This is a genomic window from Spirillospora sp. NPDC046719 (genome assembly GCF_040645715.1).
Lineage (GTDB): Bacteria > Actinomycetota > Actinomycetes > Streptosporangiales > Streptosporangiaceae > Spirillospora.
Genome location: NZ_JBEYYT010000755.1, coordinates 1 through 2740, shown reverse-complemented (window position 1 = coordinate 2740; position 2740 = coordinate 1). Strand labels below are relative to the sequence as shown.

Sequence of the window (2740 nt, the reverse complement as noted above, 5' to 3'; positions counted from 1 at the left end):
ACTGGAGTTCTTTCGTGTGCTCTTCCGATCTCGCGCCGTCCGGACGCCGCGCGTTCGCGGCGGGGTGTCGCGGCGCTTACGTTCCGATAACCCTCGGCCTCTTACCATCCGGCGAGTGGCCTGTAAGGCCGCCGGTGATCCGACCGGGACGAGGAGGTGGGCCGAGTGCTGCCGGATCCGGACGTGACCGTCGTCGTGGTCGCCCGCGGCGGCCCGCGCGGGCTCGACCGCGCCGTCCGCTCGGCGCTGGAGCAGTCGCTGCCGGGCGTCGAGGTCGTGATCGTGGACGAGGCGGGCGGCACGCCCGGCGCGCGCGCGACGGCCCGGCTGGTCGCGGGGGCCCGGGACCGAGTGCGCGCGTTCGCGCTGCAGGAGCGGTCCGGTGGCGACGGCCGGGCCCGCAACCTCGGCCTGCGCTACGCGCGCGGCAGGTACGTGATGTTCCTCGACGCCGGCGACACCCTCGATCCGCACGCCTGCAAGACCATGGTGACCGCCGCGGCGCAGGCGGGCGCCGACCTCGTCGCGGGGCGCTCCGTCCGGGTGTCCCGCGACGGGGAGCGGACGGCGCACCCCCGCCTGTACCGGGAGCGGCGGCTCCATCCGTCGATCGCGGACGCGCCGGAGCTGCTGGACGACGCGATGGCCGCCGACAAGTGCTACCGGCGCGCCTTCCTGGAGCGGGAGGACCTGCGGTTCGCCGGCGGCCTGCGGCACGCGGACCTGCTGTTCACGGCCGCCGCGTACGCCGCCGCCCGGCCGATCGCGGTGGTGCCCGACCGGGTCCACAACCGGTCCGCCGGCCGGAGACACGTCGCGGGGACCGATCTCGGCGACTTCGCCGACCGGCTGGAGATCCACCGGCGGACCGGCGCCCTGCTCCGCGCGCGGGGCGCGGAGGCCCTCGCGCGCCGGGTGGAGGCCCGGTTCGCCGGCGAGGTGCTGCCGCGCCTCCTGCGCGAGCTGCGCGGCCGCGAGCCCGGGCACCGGGACGCGTTCGTCGAGCTGGCCCGCGGCTACCTCGCCGAGCTGGACGAGGCGCTCCTCGCCGACGCCGGGCGGATCCCGGCGATCGCCGCGCTCATGGTGCTGGAGGGTGACACCGCCGCCGCGATGGCCGCCGCCGACTACGCGCCGCGCGGCGCCGGACGGCCCGTCCTGGCGATCGAGCCCGTGGAGCGGGACGGCCGGGTCTACTGGCCGGGCGCCCACCTGGGCACCGCGCTCGGCCGCCGCGTCCTCGACATCACCGACCTCGGTATCGCGACCGCCCCGCTGGGCGCGCTGCGCCTCGGCGGCGAGGTCACCGGGATGCGCCGCGCCGGCCGGGCGCTGCGGGTGTCCGGCACGGTCGCCAACCCGCTCGGCCGCCTCGGGCGCGGGACGGACCTGGACGGCGTCCTGGAGATCCGCGACCGGCACCGGGACGGCCGGGCGTTCGCGGTCCCGGCGACCGTCCGGGCCCTGGACGGGGAGATCACCTGGGAGGCGGTGTTCGTCCCGGACGCGGTGATCCGGCCGACCGGCCTCGCCGACCGGACCTGGGGGCTGTGGCTGCGGCTCCGCGCGGGCGCGAGCACCGTCGAGGTCCGGCTGACCTCGGACGGCACCGCGCACCGGGGGCTGGTCCTGCCCGTCCGGCCCCGGCTGACCCGGGCCGCCGGCGACCGGCTGGAGGCCTACGTCGCCGAGACCGGCGAGCTCGCCCTGCGCGTCGCGGCCGCCGGATGGCCCGCGCGGGCGGCGCTGCCCGCGCTGCGCCGGGCCGGCCGCGCGCGGCTGCGCCCCTCGGCCCGCGGCCGCACCGGAACGCCGGGGGATCGGGCCGGGGATCCCGCTTCCGGCCCGCCGGCCCGCCCCGCCGTGCGATGATCATCAGGTGCGACGCGGTCGCGACCCCTGTCTACAAGCGTGTAGATTTCGGGGACGCCGGACCGGGCGTGGGCCCGGTCCCTCCTGAACACGGGGGATCCCATGATCGACGCCTTCGGCGCACTGCCCGCGGCGGTGAACCCGCTCGACGCCGGGTCGCTGCTGGCGGCCTTCGGCGCCATCGGCATCGCCGTGGTGATGTTCGCCGAGACCGGGCTGCTGATCGGCTTCTTCCTGCCGGGCGACTCGCTGCTGTTCACCGCCGGCCTGCTGTGCACGGCGAGCTCGCACGGCGACACCCGGCTGTCGCTGCCGGCGGTGCTCGCCGCCGCCGCCTTCGGCGCCTTGGCCGGCGCCCAGACCGGCTTCATCATCGGCCGGCGGGGCGGGCGCGCGCTGCTCGCCCGCAGCCGCAACCGGCACCTGCTGGAGGGGGTCCAGCGGGCGGAGGAGTTCCTGGCCCGGTACGGGCACGGCAAGGCCATCGTGCTGGCCCGGTTCGTCCCGGTCGTCCGGACCGTCCTGAACCCGCTGGCGGGCGCCCTGGACGTGCCGACCAAGGTGTTCACGGTCTGGCAGATCGCCGGCGGGCTGGTGTGGAGCCTCGGCCTGGTGCTGGGCGGCTACCTGCTCGGCTCCTCGATCCCGAACGTGGACCGCTACCTGCTCCCGGCCGTCGCGGTGATCGTCGCGCTGTCGCTCATCCCGGTCGCCCTCGAACTGCTCAAGGGGCGCCGCAAGAAGACCGGCGCCCGCGGGCAGGCGCCCGGACAGGCACACGGGCAGGCACATGGCCAGCCGCACGGGCAGCCGCACGGGCAGCCGCACGGTCAGCCGTACGGGCAGGCGGGCCAGGCGCCGCCGCGCC

General features: G+C 77.3%; 2 protein-coding genes. Both read left to right on the top strand.

The features are described from left to right. The first annotated feature begins 165 nt into the window (after window positions 1-165). The gene (locus ABZ914_RS49715) at window positions 166-1872 is read left to right on the top strand and encodes a glycosyltransferase family 2 protein (RefSeq protein ID WP_500201575.1); all 1707 of its coding nucleotides are present in this window, start codon (window positions 166-168) and stop codon (window positions 1870-1872) included. A 102-nt stretch (window positions 1873-1974) separates the two neighbouring features. Then, window positions 1975-2740 (top strand): DedA family protein (locus ABZ914_RS49710; RefSeq protein ID WP_500201574.1); only part of this gene is annotated, 766 nt, incomplete at its 3' end.